A 23,642-nucleotide genomic window follows, 5' to 3' on the forward strand; every position below is an offset into this window, starting at 1 on the left:
GGTATTTTACTTTGGGCAAATAGGTTGATTTATTGCTAAATCATACTTAAGCAAAGGGGGCTATATGCCCCTTTTTTATTTCCTTATCCGCCCCGCATCCTTTAAATAAAAGATTAATCATCAATTTGGCTTTTAAACAAAGCGATCAAATCTTGACAAGAAGTTTCAGAAAATACCCACGTTTTAGTATAAAACACGAATCTTTGCTTTTTTTGAGGTACTTAACAATAGAATCACTGCAAAATCCAATCGTCCCGACAAAACAAGCAATGTATGATTTGGTTTGTGGTTTAATGGATAAATGTTTGACAAGAAGTTTCAGAAAATACCCATGTTTATGTATAAAACACGAATCTATGCTTTTTTGAGATACTTAACAATAGAATCACTGCAAAATCCAATCGTCCCGACAAAACAAGCAATGTATGATTTAGTTTGTAGTTCAATCGATAAATATTTAACAAGAAGTTTCAGAAAACACCTATGTTTTAGTATAAAACTCGAATCTATGCTTTTTTGAGATACTTAACAACATGATCACTGCAAAATCCAATCGTCCCGACAAAACAAGCAATGTATGATTTGTGTTTGTAGTTCAATCGATAAATATTTGACAAGAAGTTTCAGAAAACACCTATGTTTTAGTATAAAACTCGAATCTATGCTTTTTTGAGATACTTAACAACATGATCACTGCAAAATCCAATCGTCCCGACAAAACAAGCAATGTATGATTTAGTTTATAGTTAAAGCGATAAATGTTTTGACAAGAAGTTTCAGAAAATACCAACGTTTTAGTATAAAACACTAATCTTTGCTTTTTTTGAGGTACTTAACAATAGAATCACTGCAAAATCCAATCGTCCCGACAAAACAAGCAATGTATGATTTAGTTTGTAGTTCAATCGATAAATATTTGACAAGAAGTTTCAGAAAACACCTATGTTTTAGTATAAAACACTAATCTTTGCTTTTTTGAAATACTTAACAATAGGATCACTGCAAAATCCAACCGTCCCGACAAAACAAGCAATGTATGATTTGGTTTGTCGTTTAATCGATTAACGTTTGACAAGAAGTTTCAGAAAATACCTATGTTTTAGTATAAAAATAGTAACGGCAGATAATAATCTGCCGTCAATAAAAAACCGTCACGTAGACGGTTTTTCTCATTAGGATAGATGCTGATAAAGCGTTATCACACCAATTAAGATAAGGACTATTCCGCCGATTAGCTCAGCTTTTTTTCCAATAAAACAACCGATTTTTCGACCTAACAATAAGCCAATTGTCACCATAATACAGGTCGCCAGACCAATCATTCCAGCGGCAAGATAGATATTAACACTGGCAAGCGCTAATCCAACCCCCACGGCAAAGGCATCAATACTGGTTGAGATAGCGGTAAAAATAAGCATTAAAAAAGATTTTTTTGACGATTGGGTGACTGACTCATCACAATTTTCATCATCTTCCTTAAAACTATTATAAATCATGCTAATACCTAAAAATAACATGACGGCAAAAACGACCCAATGATCCCACTTTTCAATATATTGCAGAGCAATATAACCGATTAACCAACCCAATAAGGGGGTAATGGCTTCAATGACACCAAATAATAGTCCAACTTTTAATGCGCCAATAAAAGGCGTTGATTGGTAAGATGTGCCACGACATACCGCTACGGCAAATGCATCTGTAGACATGGCTAACGCCAATAACAAAATAGCCCAGAAACTCATGACATATACTCTGCTTCAAATGATATATTTTATATTTAATTTTTATTGTTTAATCAAAACTATTTTTTGGTTACTGAAAATAGGTAATTCGCCACTTTCGCATCCCCTTTTGTTCGGTAGAGTTCTGCGGTTTTTATTACGCTATCTCGACGGCTTGCATCGTATTTAAACAGTTGCTGAAACATTGAGTCAGCCGTTTTTGTATCGCCATTTTGAATCGCACAATATCCATATTGCTCATAGACATCCGCTTTCCAATTGTGCCGGTCGAAATCAAGCCCTTGCTGAAACTGTTGCTTAGCTTCTTGATAGCGATTACGGCCACATAAAAACGATCCATAATGAACATGATATAAGCCATTACCCGGTTGCATTAAGGTAATGCGTTTATAAATCATCTCCGCTTCGTTATATTCACCAACATGCTGATCAAACATTGCCATAGCTAGCATGACCTGCGGATTATTCGGCGAGTATTGTGCGGCTAATTTCAGATTATAATGTGCGGCTTTGACGTTATCTTCTGATTCATCGGCTTTGGCCAAATACCCCAAGCCTAAACGCATTCGGGCTAGCGCCGCTTTTTCAGGATCAAACTCTTCACCATTTGTGTTTTGACAACCCGCTAATAGCATGACCATTAAGCAACTTAATATCGGCACTATTTTTTTCATGTTCAATTCCTTATATTCTGCTTTGTTATGCCGTTTGTTGAGCAAGATTTTGCTTTTTATAAAGCGTTCTTTTCGTGCGATCAACAACTTCACCGGCTAACTGACCACACGCTGCATCAATATCATCACCACGTGTTTTACGGACAATAACGGTAAAACCATAGCCCATTAACGTTTTCATAAAACGGTCGATGCGGGTATTGGAACAACGGGAATAAGGCGCACCGGGGAACGGATTCCATGGGATTAAATTAATTTTACTCGGCACATTTTTTAGGAACTTAGCCAGTTCATGCGCATGCTCAACACTGTCATTAATTTGGTTAAGTAACACATACTCTATGGTGACCTTGCCATGGTTGGCATTGGAAGTCGCCAGATAGCGTAAGATAGAATCTCGCAGCATCGCCATATTATATTTTTGGTTGATTGGCATAATTTCGCTACGGATAGCATCATTAGGCGCATGCAGGGAAATGGCTAATGCCACATCAATCATACCAGCTAATTTATCTAAAGCCGGAACAACGCCGGACGTAGAAAGCGTGACTCGACGTTTTGATAAACCATAGCCAAAATCATCAAGCATGATCTCCATTGCTGGTGCCACATTCGATAAATTCAGTAACGGTTCGCCCATACCCATCATCACCACATTAGTAATCGGACGATCGGCCAATTTACCGGTTACTCCAATAGCATTTGACGCTCGCCAAACTTGGCCAATAATTTCAGAAACGGTTAAATTACGGTTAAAACCTTGCTGAGCGGTCGAGCAGAATTTACACTCTAACGCACAACCCACTTGTGATGAAACGCACAGTGTCGCTCTATCACGCTCAGGGATATATACGGATTCAATCATTTGGTTATTACCAACATCAAGCGCCCATTTAATGGTGCCGTCAGATGATCGTTGCTCCATTGCAATAGTTGGCGCTTTAATTTCTGCCAGCGTTTTTAACTGTTCACGTAATTTTTTATTGATATCGGTCATTTGATCAAAATCATCAATACCAAAATGATAGATCCATTTCATCACTTGGTCAGCTCTAAATGGTTTTTCTCCTAACGAGATAAAAAACTCACGCAATTGCTGCCGGGTAAAATTGAGCAAATTGATTTTTTCAGGCGTTGGATTGAGATCAAGGGTTTTGGTTGTGTCTGAACAATTTACAGACGTATTAGATGTTGCAGTTATTAACATAAGGCCTCGTTTTTACACATTATGGCTATTTCAAATTTCAGGGAAAGGATTATACTGTTTTTCACCTATTGTGGCTAATAGAATATAATGGATAATATAAAATGATTAAGAAGGCAAGAGTTATAAAAATAATTTTTACTTCACTTTCAACATTAACCCCACTTTTATACACAACTTTCACTATGGCACAAACAATACCACTAAACAAACTTATCGGTCAGTTCGATGAAAAACAAGACAGTAATTTTGTTGCTTTAGATTCAACAATCTTACCGGTTAATAAAAAAGGCATGTATCTACAAAAGGAGCCGACAGAGCAACTGATTAAAGCTTATAACGATTTTAAGGCAGCACATCCCGATATTCCATTTATTGTAGTTAGCGCAACACGCAATTACACCTATCAAAATGGCATTTGGCAACGTAAATGGGATGCGCTGGCAAAAAAGATAAATGATCCACAAAAAATTGCTCAAGAGATTTTGAAATTCTCTTCCATGCCCGGCACATCAAGACACCATTGGGGTACCGATATTGATATCACCAGTGTTTCATCAGACTATTTTAAAAATGATAAAAAAGGCATCATTTTATATAAATGGTTACAAGATAATTTAGCTAAATATGGATTTTGTCAGGCATTTAATGAAGGGCGTAAAGGTGGCTATCAACCCGAAGAGTGGCACTGGTCTTATAAACCGATTGCCAGCCAATATATTGCACAATATAAAGCGACATTAGAAACCAATCCGCAATCTATAATGCAATCGCTCAATTTTATCGGTCATGACAAAATTGAATTACAACGGCTCATTAAAGAGTATGTGCTAACAGTTAATCAAGACTGCTATTAGTGTTTACGCCAGTAAGGTAATTTAATTGTCACCACTAACCCACCACCATCACGATTATTTGCTTGAATAGTGCCGTTATGCATAATAACGGTCTTTCTGGCAATGGCAAGCCCCAGCCCATAACCTTTACCTAACTGAGCAGATTGAATACGAACAAACGGTTCAAAGATACTCGATAGTTTACTGGATTCAACGCCGGGCCCCCGATCTTTCACTTCAATTTGTAAGCACTTACCTGACTCTTTTAACGTCACTTCAACCGCTTGCCCGGGTTTGGAAAAACGAATCGCATTACGGATGATATTTTCAACTGCCCGACGGATCTGTTCTGAATTACCTTTCACAATTGAATGAGAAATAGGCGATAAATTAAAATAGACATTAATCAATTGATGATTGGCTTCGTAATTCGCATCGCTTATCACAACGCCAAGTAACTCTTTAAGATCAAAATATTCATCGGTACGATTATTCATCTCAGCACGAGAGTAGTTTAGGATTTCACCAATAAGCTGATCTAATCGTTCTGATTCTAACTCAATACGGGCTAATGCGGTGTCAATATTTTGTTTATTTTGCTGGGCTAGTCCAATGGCTAATTGCAAGCGAGCTAATGGCGTTCTAAGTTCATGTGACACATCATGCAATAGGGCTTGACGATCTGAAATTAAGATGTTGAGCTGCTCAACCATCATATCAAAATCTTTACCCAGTTCGCTTAATTCGTCACGTCGAGCTTTTAGTTTCTCAAATAATCGTACAGATAGATCGCCTTGAGAGACTCGAAAAAAGCCTTCCCTTAGTAGCTTCATCGGTCTGGTTAAGTTCCACGCTAAAAACAGACTAAATAGCAGCCCAACACAAATACCCATTAATACAATAGGTAGAGGCATGTTAAACAGTGCTTTTTTAACGTGATCATCCTTATCTTTATCTTCTTTAAATGACACCGTATAGAGCGTGCCGTCTGGCGCGATAGTGGTGCGTTGATAAACATAAGTTGGCGGTTCTAATTCATCAGTCAGAATATTGACTTGATCATTTTGCGGAGAAACTAACTTTATCGACAACAACGCCCGTTCACGCTCCGGTAAATGGGCGATAAAATTGAGTGTTTCATCTTCGCCAGCAACATGCAATAATTGCGCTATCATGTCGACTTTTGTCGGCATATGATTTAAAAATCGTTGATTTTTACTTTCTATATAGTAAGAAAAAGCAATCCAAGTAAATTGGAAAGTAAGATAAAAAATGACCCCAAATATAATGAGTATTTTTGTGAATAATCGACGATTCATAGCAAGCCTAATTGCAAATTAACGAATACGATAACCAACAGCCCGAATCGTTTCAATTGTGACATCATTTTGGGCGACTTGATGTAATTTTTGACGAATGTTACTGATATGAACATCGACACTACGATCATAGAGCTCACGTGCTCGTCCAAGTCCAATTTCTGAAAGCTCTTCTTTAGTAACCACTCGCTCACTATGTTTGACCAATAAAACCAACAAATTAAACTCGGTTGAGGTCAAATCAATGACTTTACCATTCCAGGTACAAAGTCGTTGAGGTAAATCTAACGTTAAGCCATTAAAATGATATTTTTTATCATCAACCAATTCGACTGAACGTTCATCAAAACGACGTAACACAGCACGCAATCTGGCTAATAATTCACGTGGATAACATGGTTTAGGGATGTAATCATCAGCGCCTAACTCCAGTCCCAAAACGCGATCAATATTATCACCTTTAGCCGTTAACATAATAACTGGCATATTACATTGTTGACGAATACTTTTAAGGACATCAATACCATTAACATCCGGTAACATAACATCTAAAATTGCTGCACGATATTTACCTGAAAGTGCTTCATCAATACCATCTTTACCCAAATAAACACTTTTGATATTAAAACCTTCATTGGTCAAATATTCACTAAGCATCTGTGATAATTCAATATCATCATCAATTAATAAAATATTTATCATATATCGCCATTATTATTTAATTTTAGGTATTTACATTATTGCAATAATAAAAAAAAAGTCAGTCGGTTTTACTAAAATATTACATAATTTGAACGATTGCCGACGATTTAATTTACCTTGAAATAATGCAAATAAGTTTAAGATTTAATGTACGTTTTAGTCTATTTATGACTAAATAACATCGATAAATTAGTCATTAAATATTAACCACTATTGATAATATATTGACATTATTCAATTCTTGATCAACATAGACTAAAATAGTACGTTCATTGTCTGTTAAATGTTCTTCACCATCTAACATTACTTATGACTATATGGAGATAAAAAATGAAACAACAAGTAATGTGGCAACAATTAATTAAACTGGTGAAACATGAAGTTTTGCCGGCACTTGGTTGCACTGAGCCGATTTCACTTGCTTTAGCCGCCGCTTGCGCAGCTCGGCATATTGATAAAAACAGTATTGAAAAAATCGACGCTTTTGTTTCCCCTAATTTAATGAAAAATGGTATGGGCGTAACCGTACCCGGAACCGGTATGATTGGATTACCCATTGCCGCTGCAATAGGTGCGATTGGTGGCGATGCTAATGCCGGACTTGAGGTATTAAAAAATATTACAGATAACCAAATCACTCAAGCCAAAAATATGTTAGCAGACAACAAAATCACGGTACAAATTGCCAAAAGCAATAAAGCTATCTACTCGGAAGCGAATATTTATACCCGCTCTGACCATGTTAAAGTCTGCATCGAAGATCAGCATACTAATGTGACGTTAATTGAAAAAAATGGTGAAACAATTTTTCAAGCCGATAACACCCGCCGATGTGAGTCAAAAAACGATATCATCCTTAAAAATATGTCGGTGAGGCTCATTTATGAATTTGCCAGTCAGGCTAACTTTGACGATATCAAATTTATCTTAGATTCAGCAAAATTAAATGATGCTTTATCACAAGAAGGGTTATCAAAAGCCTATGGTTTAAGTATTGCCACAACTTTACATCAACAAACCAAAACCGGCTTACTGGCAGATGATCTACTTTCTAAAGTGATAATTCGCACAACCGCCGCCTCGGATGCACGAATGGGCGGGGCAACACTGCCAGCAATGAGCAACTCCGGTTCGGGTAATCAAGGCATCACCGCTACAATGCCAGTCGTTGTGGTTGCTGATTATTTAAATGCAACGCCTGAACAGCTAGCTCGAGCCTTGATGTTATCGCATACGATTGCGATCTATATTCATAGCAAGTTCCCGCCTTTATCGGCACTTTGTGCTGCTTCAACCGCTGCCATGGGGTCGGCAGCAGGTATGGCTTGGTTACTGGGTAAAGGGCAATATGAACCGGTTGATATGACGATTTGTAATATGATTGGTGATCTATCGGGCATCATTTGTGACGGCGCATCCAATAGCTGTGCGATGAAAGTTTCAACTTCGGTATCATCGGGTTTTAAAGCCGTTTTAATGGCGTTGAATCAAACCCGAGTCACCGGTAAAGAAGGCATTGTCTGTGATAGTGTGGAAACATCTATCAATAATTTAGGTGCAATAGTTAGCAATAGCATGAAAGTTATCGACAGCCAAATTATTGATATTATGTCGCATAAAGCTTAAATAATTTGGTTATTGCTAAAAGATTAAACTTTTAGCGCTTTTAATATAATCAATCAGCACATTTTTTAAAAAATATGCTGGACAATGTTATTTTTTATGCGTAATATTTCGTCCTGCTTCTTATGGTGGCTATAGCTCAGTTGGTAGAGCCCTGGATTGTGATTCCAGTTGTCGTGGGTTCGAGTCCCATTAGCCACCCCATTTATACGAAGCAAAAACATCTAACGGCGAGTAGCGCAGCTTGGTAGCGCAACTGGTTTGGGACCAGTGGGTCGGAGGTTCGAATCCTCTCTCGCCGACCAATTTAATATAAAAAAGCCTGCTCAATGAGTAGGCTTTTTTATTATCCGCTTCAGCTCTGTTATTCTCCGCAATAGCTTATAAACTGTCGCTTTATCGTATTTATTTAACGCACTATCTGCTGCTATTTTACCCCGCCGCCAACCCTGATTAATATTCATTTAATTTAATTGATTTTATTATATTTCTCATAAAATTTGTGATCTCCCTTACACTTTTGGTACTTAAAATTGACAACATGTATTTTTTTATCTATTTTTTGAACTATATTATGTGATTTAAGATATATCTGTGAATTAAAAAAGCCCAGTAATTGGAGTGTGATCTTTGGAATATCGTGATATTGCGTCTAAAACCGATGTAGAAGAACAAATAAGAGCAAATCCTAAAATTATTACGGAAAAATCGACTGAGCGAGGGCTTGCGGAATTTTTTAAGGTAAGCCGAACAACCGTCAGGAAAGCCTTGCATGATTTAGCGATGGAAAGTTATATTTTTCAAGCCGATAACCACATTCCGAATCACAACGTTTTTGAAATCAATATGCTAAAAATGTCTTCGTTTAGTGAAGAGATCCAAAAAGAAGAAAATGTTCAAATTGAAATAAAAGTATTGTCCAACCAAATTATAAAAATGCCCGCACAATTGCGTAGCTTTTTTGGATCCAACCAGCAATTAATTCGAATTATCCGACAACGTTTATTGGGCAACACTCCGCTTTCTTATGAAATCAATTATCTCCCTTCAGAAAAATTTACCGATTTAGAAAAACAGGACTTAAATAACGTTTCGCTCTATGAATACCTTAAAGAGCATTATCATTTTACCCCAAGCCATGGTCGGGAAGAGATCACTTACGAAGCAGCGACCGAAGATAAAGCACAGTATTTAGCTATTGCCGAAGGAACACCTATCTATAAAGTATCAAGTTACAGTTACGATAATAATTTCCAGCCATTTGAACATACCGATCAATATTTGATTGGCAACCGATTTCGCTATCACTTATCGGCTAAAAATATCTTCAATTATGAGGAAAAACATAAATGAAGCTATTTGAAAAAATTGCCGCTCAATTACTTGAGCAGATAAATACCGGACGATATGGCGTTGGTGCTGAGTTACCACCCGAAGGGCAATTACAAAAAGATTACAATGTAAGCCGAACAACTGTCCGTAAAGCAATAGATCGATTAGTCGATCAAAATATGGTGGTGAGGAAAAAAGGAGTGGGGCTGTTTGTTGCGCCAACGCTTTCGACCCAAAATATTTTAGAGATGACAGGCATCATTAAACCTTACATCTACCCCAATCATAAAAAAGTTATCAAAGAAGCTTACTTAAGACAAGCAGGCGCATATTACAGCCAATTACTAAAAATAAAACCGGCTGAACTGGTCTATTACATTAGCTTCCTTGAAGTGGCAAAAAACAGTATCGTAAAAGCGATCTTTGTGCTGCCATTAAATAACTTTCCCGATTTTCAAATTTCAATTATCAAAGTGTTATCTGCGCTCGAAATCATCAATTCAGGCAAGAAAAAAGTCGATAAATTAGAACAAGATTTGCAATTGATTGTAGCCAACTCAGAGCTCGCCAAACAACTTCGAATCCAGATTAACGACCCATTATTTAAAATTTCTAATCACTATTTTGATACTAATAGCGAACCGATTGCCCTTGAGTATAAGTTTGCTAGTAATACCAAATATGTGGTCGATTTCACTTAGGAGGTACACCAATGATTAAATTGTTACGTGTTGATCATCGCTTATTGCATGGTCAAGTTGTTGTTTCATGGTTCGAAAGTATGGATGCAAACACGATATTAGTTGCTAATGACGTTGTCGCCACTGACGAACTACGTAAATCTGCGATTCGTTTGGCTAAGCCAGAGCATGCAAAATTAGTGATGAAATCTATCGATGACAGTATTGAGGCAATTAACTCAGGCGTTACGGATAAATATCAGATGCTAATTGTCGTTGAATCAGTAGCAGATGCTGAAAAATTAATCCGTGGCACGCAAGGCAAAATAACCAGCCTTAATTTAGGCGGTACTAAGCCACGTGAGGGCACAAAAAACTACTCTAAAACCATTAATTTAACCGATCTTGAAGCAGATTTACTGACCAAATTACAACAAGACGGTATTGATATCTACATTCAGCAAATTCCAAGCGAATCAAAGCAGAAATTTGAGAAATAGTTGAGAGGTACAAAATGAGTATTGAATTAACCGCAGTACTGTTAGCTTTGATTGCGATGTTAGCAAATGGTGAATACTTTTTAGGTTCATCAATGTTATCCAGACCGTTAGTGACTTGTACCTTAGCCGGTTTAGTCATGGGTGATATCACACAAGGCATTATTATTGGGGCAACGTTAGAATTAGCGTTTGTCGGATCGTTTTCAATCGGTGCATCCATTCCACCGGAAATAATTTCCGGCAGTGTTTTAGGTACCGCTTTTGCCATTGGTGCCGGTAAAAGTACCGAAATCGCCTTAGCACTGGGCATTCCAATTGCATCACTGGTTTTATTAGTCAAAAATTTATGTTTTCTTTTTATTCTTCCTTACTTTGTTCACAAAGCCGATAAATACGCCAGCGAAGGCAACGGCAAAGGTATGGATCGAATGAACATACTCGGTGGTTTCTTTTCAATCAATCTGCCAATTGGTTTAGTGGTTGGATTCTCCTACTTATTCGGTAGTTCAGCGGTCAATGGCTTATTAGAAATGATTCCTCGCTTTATTATCGATGGTTTAGGTATTGCAACCGGCTTATTACCGGCGTTCGGTTTTGCTATGTTAATGAAAATTATGATTAAAAAAACCAATGCCACCTTTTTTGTTCTTGGCTTTGCTTTAGCCGTGTATATGAAAGTGCCTGTTACTGGCGTGGCCATTTTTGGTGCCTGCCTAGCACTTATCTTGACCGGTTACTCCTCATTTAATGGAAAAAAAGGCGTAACAGAACAAGACAGTCAGAAGCTAACAACTAACACTGGCAACGTTTTAGGTGCACAGGAGATCGATTATGAAAACGAAGAATTCTAAATTAATAACCAATAAAGAATTAACCCGAACTTTTTGGCGCTCTTTCACCGCTGAATGGTCATGGAATTATGAACGGCAAATGAACTTAGGCTATGCCTATGCCATGCGCCCAGCTTTAGATAAAATTTATAGTGATAATCAAGTGGACCTTACCGATGCCTATCAACGCCACTTAGAATTTTATAATGTTACCCCTTGGCTAATTACCTTCCCTCTAGGCATCTGTATTGCCATGGAAGAACAAAATGCCACCGATAGTGAGTTTGATAAAAGTTCGATTAATGATGTCAAAATTGCGTTAATGGGGCCGTTAAGTGGTTTAGGTGACTCTTTCTTCTGGGGGACATTACGTGTTATTGCCACCGGCATTGGCACCTCTTTAGCACTGGAAGGCAATATTTTAGGTCCATTGTTATTCTTGCTTATCTTTAATGTGCCGGCGATTTTAGCACGATATTTTGGCTTATTAATTGGCTACAACATTGGCGCTTCCTTTATTGAAAAAGTGCAAAAAACCGGCTTAATGGATAAATTGTCCTATGGCGCTTCAGTACTCGGGCTCTGTGTGGTCGGGGCAATGGTTGCCACCATGGTGACACTCAATATGCCATTGAAAATAGGTACCGGTGATGATTCGGCATCCTTACAAGATATTTTTGACGGCATTGTGCCACAGATCCTACCGTTACTCTTTACGTTATTTATGTTTGTGTTGGTGAAAAAAGGGGTTAAAGCACATTGGATCCTTCTACTTATCGCCGCCATTGGTATTTTTGGTGCCTGGACTGGGTTATTAGGAAGTTGAGGAATTAACAATGAAAAGTATTGCTGATTATGTCGCATTAGAGCCGAAATATTATCAAGCTGTTTTAGATAATTATCAGACGTTATTTGCCGATCATATCGATTTAAGTCAAATAAAACAGCTTAATGCCATTGTCATTTTTGCCACCGGCTCCAGTGCTAATGCTGCTTATGGTGCAAGACCGATAATGAGCGAACTGTTGAAGATTCCTGTCTATATTGAAGATCCTTCAATGGCGGCTAATTACCTGCACTATAACGATCCAAATACACTCTATTTTGCCATTTCACAAGGTGGAGAGAGCTACTCAACCATTCATTTAGTTGAACAATTTATTCACCATAACAAGACGATATATAGCCTGACCAGCAATCCGCAAAGTCCTTTGTATCAAGTTAGCAATCACGTTTTATCTATGGGGATGCCGATTGAGGAAATGCCTTATGTCAGTGCCGGTTATAGTATCACCATTTTAGATTTGATCTTAATTAGCCTCATTATTGGGCAAAAAACCGAAACCATTAATCAAACCAAATTTGATGACTATATGAATCAGATTAAAACGATTACCCAATTATTACCACTAGTCATTGAGCGTTCACAAGCGTGGGTTAATCGCCTTGAAGATCAATATAATCAAGCTCAACGGGTAATATTGATCGGTTACGGTGCTACCTACGGGGTTGCAAGGGAAGGAGAAACTAAATTTACCGAAACCGTGCGCAACACAGCGTTGGGTAAAGAGCTCGAAGAGTATATGCATGGCCCTTATCTGGGTTTGCATAGCGATGATCATATCATTTTTATTGAACCGCAAGGGAAACTGGCACAAAGAGCTGATTCTTTAAAACAATTCTTAAATCAGTATGTGAAAAATATTGTAACGATTTATGCACATCAACAAGACAACCTAACAGAAAATGACTTATGTCTAGGTGTCAGTTGTGATGAGCGATTAACTTCGCTGTTTATGACAATTCCTATTCACTTACTTAGCTATCAAGTATCACAGTTAAAAGGTCACAATCTGGAAAAATCAACATATCCGGAATTTGATGAAATTACTAAATCTAAAATTAAGAGGGTTAGAGCATGAGAAAATACGATGAAAAAAAAGAACTCGACAGCATGAATGGTGCATTGGCACTTCGTCCACAAATCAATGAATTTATCGATAAAATTCATTCTCGTGGTTACAGCAATGTGTGCTGGTTAGGTATTGGCGGAACTTACGCTTCATCGATGCAAGCAGTTGTCCATATGAAAGAAAAATCAGCCATTGAAACCTTTATTCAACATGCTGCGGAATATCTGGTAACCGGCAATAAGCGTATAACCAAAGACACCTTAATTATCATCTCATCTGTTACAGGCTCTACCCAAGAAGTCGTTGCGGCTATTGATAAAATTCAACAAGAGGTTGGTGCAACGGTCTTAGCCTTTTTAGATAAAGCCGATTCACCATTAGGTAAAATGGCGCACCATGTGATTTCTTACCCAATGAATGAGCAATTAAAATTCTTTATGGCTGCTGATCGCTTAATGTATTTAGCAGGCGAATATCCTGACTATGATGAATTTTATCAACAAATGGATCAACATTTTGCTAAAAACATCGTCGAAGTGGCGAAAAAAGCTGATGCATTCGGGCAAGAAGTCGCATTGAAACATCATAACGATGCTATGCACTATTTTGTCGGCGCTGGCAACCAATGGGGGGCGACTTATTCTCATGCGATGTGCTACTGGGAAGAGCAACACTGGCTACGTTCAAAATCGATCGAGTCTGCTGAATTTTTCCATGGCACACTAGAAGTGATTGACCGTGATACGGCTGTAACCGTTTATGTTGGTGAAGATAGTCAACGTCCATTAAGTGAAAGAGTGGCAAAATTCTTACCGCAAATTTGTGGTAACTATACCATTATTGATACCAAAGACTATCCATTACCGGGTATATCAGAAAAATATCGTGGTCATTTATCACCGTTTGTGTTTAGAACGATAAATAATCGAATTGATGCTTATGTTGAACACTTGAATCGACATCCAATGACTATTCGTCGCTATTATCGTTGTCTGGATTATTAAGGAGTGCAACAATGGTTGCAGTATTAATCAGTACTCATGGACCAACGGCGCAAAGCTTGATCGTAAGTGCCGAGATGATTTGTGGTAAACAAACCTTATGTGAAGCAGTGCCCTTTTTAATGGGGCAATCGTTAGATGATTTTCAACAGCAGATTGAAAATCATTTAGCAAGCTTTGCCCAACAAGGCGAGGCAATATTGTGTTTGGTGGATTTAAAAGGCGGAACGCCTTTTAATACCACAGCGCAGCTTATGGCAAGTTATCCCAATCTCGAAATTATCACGGGTGTGAATATCCCTATGTTATTAGCGACTTTTATGCTCAGAGAACAATTGCAGCTAGATGATTTATTACCGGAAGTAATCAAAGCATCAGTGGAAGGTATTGAGCAAATTAATATCGCATCAATGACAACCAATTCCGATCAAGATGAGGATTTTTAGCACATAGCTATCGCTCAAGATAAGTCGTCTATATAAGTAAGGCAAACTGGTTTTAAAACACTCAAAACCGCTGCCTTGCTTATCAAGCACTTAATAAACTCATTGATTTAGCTGTTTAATATAACGCCATGTTATTTTGTTATACCCTGTAGAAATAATTCTTATCTTACTTTGTTTTATCAAGATATTTTGTTTTAATAGTAAAAATATAACTTAATATAACATCTACTTTTTGGAAATAAATTATGAAAAATGTTGGTTTTGTCGGTTGGCGTGGAATGGTGGGATCTGTTCTGATGCAACGTATGGTTGAAGAGCATGATTTTGATTATATCAATCCGGTTTTCTTTTCTACATCTCAAGCAGGTCAAGCTGCACCTACATTTGGAGGTAAAACCGGGACATTACAAAGTGCCGATAATATTGATGCGCTAAAAGCATTAGATATTATTGTTACCTGTCAAGGTGGTGATTACACCTCAGAGATTTACGCCAAACTTCGTGCAACCGGTTGGCAAGGCTATTGGATTGATGCCGCTTCAACACTTCGAATGGAAGATGATGCCATCATCGTGCTCGATCCGGTAAATAAAGCTAACATTCATACAGCATTGGATCAAGGCTTCAAAACTTTTGTTGGTGGTAACTGTACTGTCAGCTTAATGCTTATGTCGCTCGGTGGCTTATTTGCTGAAAATTTAGTTGATTGGATTTCTGTTTCAACCTATCAAGCCGCTTCCGGCGGTGGTGCTCGTCATATGCGTGAGCTTTTAACACAAATGGGCATGTTACATGCTGAAGTTGCTAAAGAGTTACAAGATCCTAATTCATCAATTTTAGAGATTGAACGTAAGGTGACGCAAAAAATGCGTGACGGCAGCTTACCGACCGATAACTTTGGTGTGCCGTTAGCCGGCAGTTTAATCCCATGGATTGATAAAGCGTTAGACAATGGTCAAAGTAAAGAAGAGTGGAAAGGTCAAGCTGAAACCAACAAGATTTTAGGCACCAGCCAAATTATTCCGGTTGACGGCTTGTGCGTTCGTATCGGCGCATTACGCTGCCATAGCCAAGCCTTTACAATCAAGCTGAAGAAAGATATCAGCGTGCCTGAAATTGAACAATTACTTGCTGGGCATAATGATTGGGTGAAAGTGGTACCAAATGATCGCCAGTTATCGATGCAAGAACTCACTCCGGCTGCTGTTACCGGAACATTAACAACGCCGGTTGGTCGTTTACGTAAATTGAATATGGGCAAAGATTTCTTATCTGCCTTTACCGTTGGCGATCAGCTATTATGGGGCGCCGCAGAGCCGTTAAGAAGAATGTTACACATTTTAGCCTAATTGACAAAGCCCGAATCATCGGGCTTTTTAGTCACTAAAATCTATTTAATTATAGTCATCAAACAGCGTCATTAATAACGAACCATTAAACAGCGCTTGTTGAATTAAGGCAAATGCACCAATAGCCGATCGGTCATTGAGCGATGAGCAGTTAATGGTAAGATTCTTTCTTAAATCCTCTAAACTTAGCGCATTTAAAGCACTATTGACGGCACTTAAAAGGATTTGTGGTGATTTGGTTAGCTCACCGGCTAACACTATGCGTTGTGGATTAAAAATATTCACCATAATTGCCACAGCTCGACCAAGATTTTCGCCGGCATCTTTGACTAATTTTATTGCCAGCTCATCGCCTTGATTAGCACACTGACAAATGTTAGCAATATGGCACGCATCAAGAGTGAGTTTGGTTGGATAACCTTGTTCTATCATCTGTATGGCACGGCGTTCAATCGCATCGTTTACAACTCGATTTTCCAGACAACCGAAATTACCACAATGACAACGCTCACCCAAAGCATCAACTTGAATATGACCAACTTCACAAGCGCTCTGATTATGGTTGGTTAAAAGTTGTTGATTAACAATAACGCCCGAACCCACTCCGCGATGAACACGAATCAATATTGAGTCTTCAACATCTTGAGTTGAACCAAAGTAGCTTTCTGCCAGTGCTAAGCTTTGAATATCGTTGCCTAAATAAATGGTCACATTAAACTCTTTTCGCAACACTTCAGCTAGCGGCCACGCTTTAACTTGAATATGAGGCGTATAACGAACGATGCCTCGCTGTGAGTCAATCAAGCCAGGTAATACAACTGATATAGCAACCAGTCGTTTAATTTTTTTACTGTGGTTTTCTATAAACTGTTTAAGTAAGCTAATTAAATATTGTTGTACTTCTTGCTCTGTGAAAATTGTCAGCGGATGCACTTCTGACATCAACGAGCGGCCACCTAAGTCATAAAGTTCAATGGTGATATGCGAACGGCTTAACTGCACACCGATTGTTTGATAGTAACTAAATTTTGCCTGTATCGAAACAGCCGGGCGTCCGCCAGTTGATTGTTGCGCATCAACTTCTTTGATCAGTTTATTTTTAAGAAGTTGACGAGTAATTTTGGTAATACTTGCGGGTGCTAGCTGACTGACTTCGGCTAATTGAATGCGTGATAGTGGTGCTTGCTGAACAATCAAACGATAAATAATTGCATAATTTAACTGTTTGATTAGCTCAGCATTACCCACTAAGTTCAGATAATTAAATGTCATATATTATCTCAATATTTTCTTAATTATCTGATATTCTAACGGCTCATCTCTCCATTAACAACCGTTTTAAGTACAGTAAAATCCGGATTAAAAATAACTAAGTTGGCAATTTTGCTTTCAGTTATGGTACCGAGTTGTTTATCAACACCAATGGCTTTAGCAGGATAAAGGGTTGCCATTCTTAATGCTTCATCCAATGCGATACCGACATACTGCACCGCATTTTTTACCGCTTCAATCATGGTTAAGGCCGAGCCACCTAGCGTACCATTTTCATCAATACAGCGACCGTCTTTATAATAAATCGTTTTACCGGCAAATACGCCCGATTCTAAGTTTGAACCGGCAAGCAACATCGCATCGGTAATTAATATTAAGTGATCTTGTTTGATTTTATGGCTATTACGAATGTTTGCCCAACTCACATGTTGACCATCAGCGATAATCCCAACATACACTTCAGGTTCATCATAAATTGCACCAACAACGCCCGGTTCACGCCCGGTAATATAAGGCATAGCATTAAATAAATGGGTGCCTAAACGAATACCGTCATTAAAACCACGACGACAGTCATCATAATGTCCATTTGAGTGCCCAACCGATACATGAATACCAGCTTTAACAAGTTGTTTGATAAAATGACTTTCAACCCGTTCCGGCGCTAAGGTGATGACTTTAATAACATCGGCATTTTCACAAAGAAAATCTATCATTTGCTGTGAAGGTTTACGAATAATATTTTGGTCATGAATCCCTTTCTTTTCAGGATTGATATAAGGGCCTTCAAGGTGTAATCCTAACGCTTGATTCGGATGCGTGGCTAAATATTCCCGCATAACTTTAACCGCTTTAATCATAAACTCATCAGTTGAAGTGATAAGTGTCGGTAAATAGCTTGTGCAACCATAAACAAGGTTGGTCACTTGCATCGCTTCTAATGTTTCAACGCTTAAGGCATCAAGCGTTTCATTAAATTGGACTCCCCCACAACCATTTACTTGGATATCAATAAAACCGGGTGCAACAATTGCGCCTTGTAGATTTTCAACAGTAATATCGGTAGGTAGTTCATTTTGTTTACAGACTTTGGCAATCTTATCGCCGTCGATAACAACGGCGTGATTTTCAAGAATCTCATAACCAGTATAAATACGACAATTGGTTAATGCGTACATTGAGTTATCCTTTATAAAACGGTCACTTTAAGATTATCAGCTTCCATTTGTTTAAAATATTTTAGTGTCTTGACTTTAAGATCATCAGTGCTTGGCTCATCACAAACAATGATTGATGCAGGATGCATTTGTAGTGCGGTGACTGTCCATAAGTGATTAATTGATCCTTCAACACCCGCTTGTAAAGCTAAGCTTTTATTATGTCCACAAACTAATAAAATGACCTCTTGCGCATCCATTAACGTTGCAACACCAATAGTTAGCGCATGTTTAGGCACTTGATCTTTGTCATTATCAAAGAAACGCGAATTCGCAATGCGAGTATCATCTGTTAAGGTTTTGATACGGGTACGGGAGCAAAGTGAAGAGCCGGGTTCATTAAATGCAATATGCCCATCTTGACCAACACCACCAACAAAGATATTAATTTTACCATAGGCTTTAATTTTTTCTTCATATTGACGACATTCGGCATCGATATCTGGTGCATTTCCGTTTAATATATGAATGTTGTTTTTATCAATATCAATATGGTCAAAGAAATTTTCATGCATAAAAGTATGATAACTTTGTGGATGATCTTCTGGCAAGCCCACATATTCATCCATATTAAAAGTCACAACGTGTTTGAAACTCACTTTACCCGCTTGATACTGTTTAATTAATTGTTGATACATGACCAAAGGAGAGCTTCCGGTTGGCAAACCTAACAAAAACGGACGATCTGCTGTTGGATTAAATTGATTAATTTTATTAACAATACGCTGAGCAACCCAAGCGCCTACTTCTTGGGCATTTTCTAAAGGAATGAGTCTCATGGGGGAATACCTCTTTTGATATAATTAAATAACTTCTTTTTTTTTAATGTAAAATATGTTGTCTGTATTCTACTATATTAATGTATTTAAGCAAAAAAAATCGTGACAAAAATCACAAAAAATGAATAATTAATTTGCGAAGTAAAATAATATAGAGTCAAATAGTAAATGATTTACTACAATTACTGAAAAAAGTGAAATTTCATTATTTTTCAAGTAAATCCCAAATAAATATATGAGGTAAAAATATGGGAATTTTAGCTTATTTGCAACGTATCGGGCGCTCATTAATGGTGCCTGTCGCAGTATTACCTGCCGCTGCAATACTATTAGGCATTGGATATTGGATTGATCCAGATCCAAATGGCTGGGGTACCAATAATATTGTCGCTGCATTTTTAATTAAATCCGGAAGTGCCGTTCTTGATAATATGCCTATCCTTTTTGCAATTGGGGTAGCTTATGGTATGTCTAAAGATAAAGACGGTGCTGCGGCGCTTTCCGGTCTGGTTGGTTTTTTAATTATTACGACTTTATTATCGCCTAATACTGTGGCACTCTTTCAAGGAGTCAATACCAAACTAGAAGGCTGGGAAAGTCAGATATCACCAGCATTTGCAAAAATCAATAACCAGTTTATTGGTATTTTAGTTGGGATTATTTCAGCTGAATTATACAACCGTTTTAGTTCTGTTGAACTGCATAAAACGTTAGCATTTTTCAGTGGTAAAAGATTAGTGCCAATCATTGTCTCTTTCGTCATGCTATTGGTTTCTGCTATCTTATATTTCATCTGGCCTGTCGTATATAGCTCATTAGTTGTATTTGGTGAATGTATTAAGAATTTAGGCTCGGTAGGTGCTGGTATTTATGGTTTCTTTAACCGTTTACTTATTCCTGTTGGTTTGCATCACGCACTCAATTCAGTATTCTGGTTTGACGTTGCCGGCATTAACGATATTCCTTACTTCTTAGGTGGGCAAGACTCAATTAAGGACGGCCACGCTATTGTAGGTCAAACAGGTCGTTATCAAGCTGGATTCTTCCCGATTATGATGTTTGGTTTACCGGGTGCGGCATTAGCCATTTATCACACGGCTAAAAAAGCTAATAAAGATAAAACAGCGTCAATCATGATCGCAGCGTCTTTTGCGGCATTCTTTACCGGGATTACTGAACCGCTTGAATTTGCCTTTATGTTTGTAGCACCAGTGCTTTATGTTATCCACGCTGTGCTTACCGGTATCTCATTATTTATCGCCGCTACCATGCAATGGATTTCTGGTTTTGCATTCAGTGCTGGTTTGATTGATATGTTACTACAAAGCCGTAATCCACTTGCTGTACATTGGTATATGCTAATATTACAAGGTATCGTTTTCTTCGTTGTATATTACATTGTGTTCCGCTTTGTGATCGTTAAATTCAATCTTAAAACACCTGGCCGCGAAGATGGCGATGTTTCTTCCGAAGAAACACAAAATCAAGAACAAGTACAAACAGTTGGTGATGTATCAAAACTTGCGCAACAGTACTTAGTTGTTGTCGGCGGTAAAGAAAATCTCACCGGTATTGATTCATGTATTACCCGTTTACGATTAAACGTCAATGACTCAGATTTAGTCGACGAACAAGCGGCAAAAGCGCTTGGTGCAATGGCGGTGATTAAGCTAGGTAAAACCGGCGTACAAATCGTTGTTGGTCAGCAAGCAGAGAAAATTGCCGATCAGATGAAACAACTAGTTTAATTTATTATAACTATAACATTTGATTGATTTTGCCCACTCTATTCGCTTAACTTTAAATAGGGTGGGCTTTTTTATCTAACCAGCCCACAAAAATTCATTGTACCTTTGTAAATATTTACCGTTGGTAAAATCGCTTGCGACTGTTTTAATTTATTTAGTCAGTAGAGAGGTTGCAGATCAAATCCGGTTTTCAATATAAATATCAATATCAATTAGAAACGTAAAATCATATCTTGCTTAGCAAGTAGTTGATTTAACGTTAACCTATCAATAATTTGAGTGGGAATATTTAACGTAATATCAGTTAGATGCTCTGCTTTAAGTGAAGATTGGTCTACATAAACATCTTCAATATCATAAAGTTCAAGCATATTAAATGTCGCAATATAATCACGCATCAAAATTTGTTCAGGCGATTGATTTGCCAATAAATGAAAGATACCACTATCGATAAATATAACCGATATATGGTTAATTGCAGACAGGGCTAAGGCGGCATCAAGTGCTTCTCTGCCTTTAGCGTTACCATGAGGTGGCGAGCTAATAATGATTGCAACGTTTTTCATTGAATATGACCTTAACCTAAAATTGAATCACACGATCTGATTCGGCTATTGATTCACCCAGTTCGCCAAGCCCGGTTAATTCAAAATAGTCAGCAAGATTATCTTCAGTAATACCTCGCCGTTGTGCAGCAGCAACACAAACCGTTAATCGAATAGCATATTTTTTTGCTAATTGTTGCCATGCGTTAACTAAATCAAACTCATCACTAGCTGGATCGGTACAACGGTTTGCGTTGTAACAACCATCTGCATAAAAAAAGATATTTTCAATGCGGTGTGGAGTATGAGCCAGTAGAGCTTGTGCAAATTGATAAGCACAATAAGCTGATTGGGTCCCATAAGCAGGACCCAAAATGACAAGTGTATAGTTTAAAGCGTTAACCAAATTCGTTAACCACGGGTTATTGTTGTGGTTCAGCTGAAGGTTTTACTTTTTCTTCATGCCCTAACGGTTGAATGCTTTGCTGAGAATCATCGCCATCAATGCCGAGTAATTCAACTTCAAATACAAGTGTCGATGCTGGTCCGATACCCGGTTTGTCTCCTTGACCACCCCGTTTTTGATCGCCATAAGCTAATTCAGGTGGAACAACTAACTTAATTTTACCGCCAACGCCAATTAATTGAATGCCTTCAGTCCAACCACTAATTACCGCTTTTAATGGGAATGTTGCCGTTTCGCCATGATCATAAGAACTATCAAATTTCTGACCGTTGGTTAATGTTCCTACATAGTGAACAATTACGCTATCATCAGCGGTTGGATGACGCCCATTGCCTTCTTTAATAATTTGGTAAAGTAATCCAGACTTAGTTTGATTTACACCTTTTTGTTTAGCAAATTCTTGACGGAATTTTTCACCAGCGGCAGTATTTTCAGTTTTTTCTTTTTCAAAACGTGCTTTGCTCTCTTTTTCAACACGTTCACGAAATGCGTTTAATGTTTTTTTAATCTCATCTTCTGAAAGTTGTGATGCGCCACGATAGGTTTCTTCAAAACCACCGATTAAATATTCTAAATCTGTTTGAATTTCGTTTTGGTCTAAATTATCTTTCATATAGGTTGCAAAAGAGGAGCCTAACGCATAAGACTCTTTTTGTGCATCAGTCGAAATGGTAAGTTTGCCAGTAGATGCGTTTTCGTTTTCATTACAGCCGGCTAATGCAAATACCATTGCACTACTTATTAAAGTCATTTTAATCAATGATTTCATTTTACTTCTCCGAGTTAAATGGTTTTTTGTTATTATTCACAATATTATATATGAATTAAAACTTTATAAAATAATATTTACAAATCATTTATTTAAATACCAGATACCAATATTATTTCCAGCGATTTAATCAATCAAAGCCTTGTGGTTGAAATCATCCTTGAGTGATAGCGGGATCCTCAGTTATAATGTTCAAAATTTATTGAAAATAATATATAAGGATAGCTATTTTGACTACCGAACTTAATACCCTTGATATTGAAGAAATCATCAGTTTATTACCTCACCGTTATCCATTTTTAATGGTTGATCGTGTTATTAGTTATGAAAAAGGTAAAACATTAAAAGCCATTAAAAATGTTACGGTTAATGAGCCATTCTTTCAGGGGCACTTCCCAAATAAACCTATTTTCCCGGGTGTTTTAATTTTAGAAGCTATGGCTCAAGCAACCGGAATTTTAGCCTTTAAAAGTATTGAAGAGCTTTCACCAGGCCAGCTTTATTACTTTGCTTCAATTGATAAAGCACGTTTTAAACGCCCGGTTGTGCCAGGTGATCAGCTTATGCTTGATGTGGAATATATTAAAGAGCGTCGTGGTATTGCCTTGTTCCATGGAGTTGCAACTGTTGACGGTAAGTTAGTTTGTGAAGCCGAAATGATGTGTGCTCGTAAATAACTTCGATTTAAAGAT

Annotated in this window: 24 protein-coding genes and 2 tRNA genes; 15 read left to right on the forward strand and 11 right to left on the reverse strand. The window is 37.8% G+C overall.

All coding sequences use genetic code 11. From position 1 onward, the window contains the following. Positions 1-1,172 precede the first annotated feature (1,172 nt). From J3U37_RS08830 to J3U37_RS08840, 3 genes are read right to left on the reverse strand one after another with little or no spacing between them, the layout of a single operon-like run. On the reverse strand, positions 1,173-1,745 hold the full coding sequence (locus J3U37_RS08830) for a manganese efflux pump MntP family protein (protein ID WP_267329010.1): 573 nt from the start codon (positions 1,743-1,745) through the stop codon (positions 1,173-1,175). Positions 1,746-1,804: 59 nt separating this feature from the next. After that, on the reverse strand, positions 1,805-2,419 hold the full coding sequence (locus J3U37_RS08835; RefSeq protein WP_267374427.1) for a hypothetical protein: 615 nt from the start codon (positions 2,417-2,419) through the stop codon (positions 1,805-1,807). 25 nt (positions 2,420-2,444) lie between these two features. Then, positions 2,445-3,626 (reverse strand): bifunctional tRNA (adenosine(37)-C2)-methyltransferase TrmG/ribosomal RNA large subunit methyltransferase RlmN, encoded by a 1,182-nt coding sequence (locus J3U37_RS08840; protein WP_267374429.1) that lies wholly within the window; start codon positions 3,624-3,626, stop codon positions 2,445-2,447. Between the two features lie 101 nt (positions 3,627-3,727). On the opposite strand from J3U37_RS08840, the gene J3U37_RS08845 reads away from it, so the two are divergent. Next, positions 3,728-4,480 (forward strand): M15 family metallopeptidase, encoded by a 753-nt coding sequence (locus tag J3U37_RS08845; RefSeq protein WP_267329008.1) that lies wholly within the window; start codon positions 3,728-3,730, stop codon positions 4,478-4,480. Here the strand turns inward: J3U37_RS08845 and J3U37_RS08850 are convergent. Together J3U37_RS08850 and J3U37_RS08855 are read right to left on the reverse strand one after the other, a co-directional pair. After that, positions 4,477-5,778: an ATP-binding protein gene (locus J3U37_RS08850; protein WP_220218405.1), complete on the reverse strand. Its 1,302-nt coding sequence runs from the start codon at positions 5,776-5,778 to the stop codon at positions 4,477-4,479. The two genes, J3U37_RS08845 and J3U37_RS08850, sit on opposite strands and share 4 nt — an antisense overlap. An 18-nt stretch (positions 5,779-5,796) precedes the next feature. Beyond that, positions 5,797-6,477: a response regulator transcription factor gene (locus J3U37_RS08855; protein ID WP_366915688.1), complete on the reverse strand. Its 681-nt coding sequence runs from the start codon at positions 6,475-6,477 to the stop codon at positions 5,797-5,799. A gap of 333 nt (positions 6,478-6,810) precedes the next feature. Here J3U37_RS08855 and J3U37_RS08860 point away from each other — a divergent pair, with 333 nt between their 5' ends. From J3U37_RS08860 to asd, 12 genes are all read left to right on the forward strand, one after another. Beyond that, positions 6,811-8,106: a serine dehydratase subunit alpha family protein gene (locus J3U37_RS08860; protein ID WP_267374431.1), complete on the forward strand. Its 1,296-nt coding sequence runs from the start codon at positions 6,811-6,813 to the stop codon at positions 8,104-8,106. Positions 8,107-8,231: 125 nt separating this feature from the next. Next, positions 8,232-8,307 (forward strand) — tRNA-His (locus tag J3U37_RS08865). A gap of 24 nt (positions 8,308-8,331) precedes the next feature. Beyond that, positions 8,332-8,408, forward strand: a tRNA-Pro gene (locus J3U37_RS08870). A 325-nt stretch (positions 8,409-8,733) separates the two neighbouring features. Further along, complete coding sequence (locus J3U37_RS08875; RefSeq protein WP_220218408.1) at positions 8,734-9,456, forward strand: GntR family transcriptional regulator; 723 nt, start codon at positions 8,734-8,736, stop codon at positions 9,454-9,456. Then, positions 9,453-10,136: a GntR family transcriptional regulator gene (locus J3U37_RS08880; RefSeq protein WP_220218409.1), complete on the forward strand. Its 684-nt coding sequence runs from the start codon at positions 9,453-9,455 to the stop codon at positions 10,134-10,136. Before J3U37_RS08875 ends, J3U37_RS08880 begins: the two co-directional genes overlap by 4 nt. A gap of 11 nt (positions 10,137-10,147) precedes the next feature. Continuing rightward, positions 10,148-10,615, forward strand: a complete 468-nt coding sequence (locus J3U37_RS08885) for a PTS sugar transporter subunit IIB (RefSeq protein WP_220218410.1) — start codon at positions 10,148-10,150, stop codon at positions 10,613-10,615. A 14-nt stretch (positions 10,616-10,629) separates the two neighbouring features. Next, a complete protein-coding gene (locus tag J3U37_RS08890) occupies positions 10,630-11,466 on the forward strand; it encodes a PTS mannose/fructose/sorbose/N-acetylgalactosamine transporter subunit IIC (protein WP_220218411.1) in 837 nt (278 codons plus the stop codon). Further along, positions 11,447-12,271 carry a PTS system mannose/fructose/sorbose family transporter subunit IID gene (locus J3U37_RS08895; RefSeq protein ID WP_267374433.1) on the forward strand — a complete coding sequence of 275 codons (825 nt, stop codon included), beginning with the start codon at positions 11,447-11,449 and terminating at the stop codon, positions 12,269-12,271. Before J3U37_RS08890 ends, J3U37_RS08895 begins: the two co-directional genes overlap by 20 nt. Before the next feature lie 10 nt (positions 12,272-12,281). Continuing rightward, positions 12,282-13,367, forward strand: a complete 1,086-nt coding sequence (locus J3U37_RS08900; RefSeq protein ID WP_267374435.1) for an SIS domain-containing protein — start codon at positions 12,282-12,284, stop codon at positions 13,365-13,367. Next, positions 13,364-14,362, forward strand: coding sequence for an SIS domain-containing protein (locus J3U37_RS08905; RefSeq protein WP_267374438.1), 999 nt, complete (start codon positions 13,364-13,366; stop codon positions 14,360-14,362). The genes J3U37_RS08900 and J3U37_RS08905 overlap by 4 nt, the downstream gene beginning before the upstream one ends. Positions 14,363-14,373: 11 nt before the next feature. Next, positions 14,374-14,805, forward strand: coding sequence for a PTS sugar transporter subunit IIA (locus tag J3U37_RS08910; protein ID WP_220218415.1), 432 nt, complete (start codon positions 14,374-14,376; stop codon positions 14,803-14,805). 245 nt (positions 14,806-15,050) lie between these two features. After that, positions 15,051-16,154: an aspartate-semialdehyde dehydrogenase gene (gene asd, locus J3U37_RS08915; RefSeq protein WP_267374441.1), complete on the forward strand. Its 1,104-nt coding sequence runs from the start codon at positions 15,051-15,053 to the stop codon at positions 16,152-16,154. A 45-nt stretch (positions 16,155-16,199) separates the two neighbouring features. Here the strand turns inward: asd and J3U37_RS08920 are convergent, their stop codons facing one another. From J3U37_RS08920 to nagB, 3 genes are read right to left on the reverse strand one after another with little or no spacing between them, the layout of a single operon-like run. Beyond that, positions 16,200-17,426 (reverse strand): ROK family protein, encoded by a 1,227-nt coding sequence (locus J3U37_RS08920; protein WP_220218417.1) that lies wholly within the window; start codon positions 17,424-17,426, stop codon positions 16,200-16,202. 35 nt (positions 17,427-17,461) lie between these two features. Beyond that, positions 17,462-18,604: an N-acetylglucosamine-6-phosphate deacetylase gene (nagA, locus tag J3U37_RS08925; protein ID WP_267374444.1), complete on the reverse strand. Its 1,143-nt coding sequence runs from the start codon at positions 18,602-18,604 to the stop codon at positions 17,462-17,464. An 11-nt stretch (positions 18,605-18,615) separates the two neighbouring features. Continuing rightward, entirely contained in the window at positions 18,616-19,422 is an 807-nt protein-coding gene (gene nagB / locus J3U37_RS08930; protein WP_220218419.1) for a glucosamine-6-phosphate deaminase, read from the reverse strand. A 248-nt stretch (positions 19,423-19,670) separates the two neighbouring features. On the opposite strand from nagB, the gene nagE reads away from it, so the two are divergent. Continuing rightward, positions 19,671-21,170: an N-acetylglucosamine-specific PTS transporter subunit IIBC gene (nagE, locus tag J3U37_RS08935; protein ID WP_267374446.1), complete on the forward strand. Its 1,500-nt coding sequence runs from the start codon at positions 19,671-19,673 to the stop codon at positions 21,168-21,170. Between the two features lie 212 nt (positions 21,171-21,382). Here nagE and tusC read toward each other — a convergent pair whose 3' ends face one another. Genes tusC through fkpA form a run of 3 tightly spaced genes read right to left on the reverse strand, consistent with a single transcriptional unit; the run spans position 21,383 to position 22,950 of the window. Further along, positions 21,383-21,736 carry a sulfurtransferase complex subunit TusC gene (tusC, locus tag J3U37_RS08940; RefSeq protein WP_267335965.1) on the reverse strand — a complete coding sequence of 118 codons (354 nt, stop codon included), beginning with the start codon at positions 21,734-21,736 and terminating at the stop codon, positions 21,383-21,385. 16 nt (positions 21,737-21,752) lie between these two features. Next, the gene (tusD, locus tag J3U37_RS08945) at positions 21,753-22,121 is read right to left on the reverse strand and encodes a sulfurtransferase complex subunit TusD (protein ID WP_220218422.1); all 369 of its coding nucleotides are present in this window, start codon (positions 22,119-22,121) and stop codon (positions 21,753-21,755) included. A 16-nt stretch (positions 22,122-22,137) separates the two neighbouring features. Continuing rightward, positions 22,138-22,950 (reverse strand): FKBP-type peptidyl-prolyl cis-trans isomerase, encoded by an 813-nt coding sequence (gene fkpA / locus J3U37_RS08950; protein ID WP_267335964.1) that lies wholly within the window; start codon positions 22,948-22,950, stop codon positions 22,138-22,140. 230 nt (positions 22,951-23,180) lie between these two features. Between fkpA and fabZ the strand changes: the two genes are divergently transcribed. Further along, positions 23,181-23,627, forward strand: a complete 447-nt coding sequence (gene fabZ, locus J3U37_RS08955) for a 3-hydroxyacyl-ACP dehydratase FabZ (protein WP_220218424.1) — start codon at positions 23,181-23,183, stop codon at positions 23,625-23,627. Positions 23,628-23,642: the final 15 nt, after the last annotated feature.

Origin of the sequence: Gilliamella sp. B3172 (assembly GCF_026536465.1) — a bacterium.
In the GTDB taxonomy this organism is placed as follows: domain Bacteria; phylum Pseudomonadota; class Gammaproteobacteria; order Enterobacterales; family Orbaceae; genus Gilliamella.

Coding starts and splice junctions, on each gene's coding strand:
- J3U37_RS08830 (WP_267329010.1), bottom strand. CDS start 1,745: ATGAGTTTCTGGGCTATTTTGTTATTGGCGTTAGCCATGTCTACAGAT.
- J3U37_RS08835 (WP_267374427.1), bottom strand. CDS start 2,419: ATGAAAAAAATAGTGCCGATATTAAGTTGCTTAATGGTCATGCTATTA.
- J3U37_RS08840 (WP_267374429.1), bottom strand. CDS start 3,626: ATGTTAATAACTGCAACATCTAATACGTCTGTAAATTGTTCAGACACA.
- J3U37_RS08845 (WP_267329008.1), top strand. CDS start 3,728: ATGATTAAGAAGGCAAGAGTTATAAAAATAATTTTTACTTCACTTTCA.
- J3U37_RS08850 (WP_220218405.1), bottom strand. CDS start 5,778: ATGAATCGTCGATTATTCACAAAAATACTCATTATATTTGGGGTCATT.
- J3U37_RS08860 (WP_267374431.1), top strand. CDS start 6,811: ATGAAACAACAAGTAATGTGGCAACAATTAATTAAACTGGTGAAACAT.
- J3U37_RS08880 (WP_220218409.1), top strand. CDS start 9,453: ATGAAGCTATTTGAAAAAATTGCCGCTCAATTACTTGAGCAGATAAAT.
- J3U37_RS08885 (WP_220218410.1), top strand. CDS start 10,148: ATGATTAAATTGTTACGTGTTGATCATCGCTTATTGCATGGTCAAGTT.
- J3U37_RS08890 (WP_220218411.1), top strand. CDS start 10,630: ATGAGTATTGAATTAACCGCAGTACTGTTAGCTTTGATTGCGATGTTA.
- J3U37_RS08895 (WP_267374433.1), top strand. CDS start 11,447: ATGAAAACGAAGAATTCTAAATTAATAACCAATAAAGAATTAACCCGA.
- J3U37_RS08900 (WP_267374435.1), top strand. CDS start 12,282: ATGAAAAGTATTGCTGATTATGTCGCATTAGAGCCGAAATATTATCAA.
- J3U37_RS08905 (WP_267374438.1), top strand. CDS start 13,364: ATGAGAAAATACGATGAAAAAAAAGAACTCGACAGCATGAATGGTGCA.
- J3U37_RS08910 (WP_220218415.1), top strand. CDS start 14,374: ATGGTTGCAGTATTAATCAGTACTCATGGACCAACGGCGCAAAGCTTG.
- asd (WP_267374441.1), top strand. CDS start 15,051: ATGAAAAATGTTGGTTTTGTCGGTTGGCGTGGAATGGTGGGATCTGTT.
- J3U37_RS08920 (WP_220218417.1), bottom strand. CDS start 17,426: ATGACATTTAATTATCTGAACTTAGTGGGTAATGCTGAGCTAATCAAA.
- nagA (WP_267374444.1), bottom strand. CDS start 18,604: ATGTACGCATTAACCAATTGTCGTATTTATACTGGTTATGAGATTCTT.
- nagB (WP_220218419.1), bottom strand. CDS start 19,422: ATGAGACTCATTCCTTTAGAAAATGCCCAAGAAGTAGGCGCTTGGGTT.
- nagE (WP_267374446.1), top strand. CDS start 19,671: ATGGGAATTTTAGCTTATTTGCAACGTATCGGGCGCTCATTAATGGTG.
- tusC (WP_267335965.1), bottom strand. CDS start 21,736: ATGAAAAACGTTGCAATCATTATTAGCTCGCCACCTCATGGTAACGCT.
- fkpA (WP_267335964.1), bottom strand. CDS start 22,950: ATGAAATCATTGATTAAAATGACTTTAATAAGTAGTGCAATGGTATTT.